This is a genomic window from Faecalibacterium sp. DFI.5.82 (assembly GCF_029076575.1).
Taxonomy (GTDB): Bacteria; Bacillota; Clostridia; order Oscillospirales; family Ruminococcaceae; genus Faecalibacterium; species Faecalibacterium duncaniae.
The window spans coordinates 1-308 of sequence record NZ_JARFIS010000578.1 but is presented as its reverse complement, the minus strand read 5'-3'; the positions used below and the strand labels follow the sequence as shown (position 1 = coordinate 308).

The 308-nt window shown below is 56.2% G+C and carries 1 pseudogene; it reads left to right on the top strand.

The features are described 5' to 3' along the window. Positions 1 to 88: 88 nt before the first annotated feature. A pseudogene (locus P0G09_RS17965) lies at positions 89 to 286 on the top strand (DUF4366 domain-containing protein); the annotation flags it as partial. Between the last annotated feature and the right edge of the window lie 22 nt (positions 287 to 308).

The following is a 308-nucleotide window of genomic DNA, read 5'->3' as shown; positions in this document are numbered from 1 at the left end:
GCAGGCTGCGGGCAAACACGGAGCCGTAGCCGCTGACGCTGGTCAGATTGGCAATGGTGAAATTGCCGCTGCCATCGGTCAGGGCATAATAAACCACGATGATCAGCGGAACCACCGTGAACAGCATCCTGTCCTGCCGGAAATCGTAGAGGAAGAAGATGCTGTCACCATTACGGATGAGGAAACGGGCGCACTGACCCCGGAGGGCAATCTGACACTGGTGGACGATTATCACACCAACTCCTCCGATGGCAGCGGCCAGCAGTTTATTACGATGGTGACCAAGTAGAATGTCGCACCCGACTTGC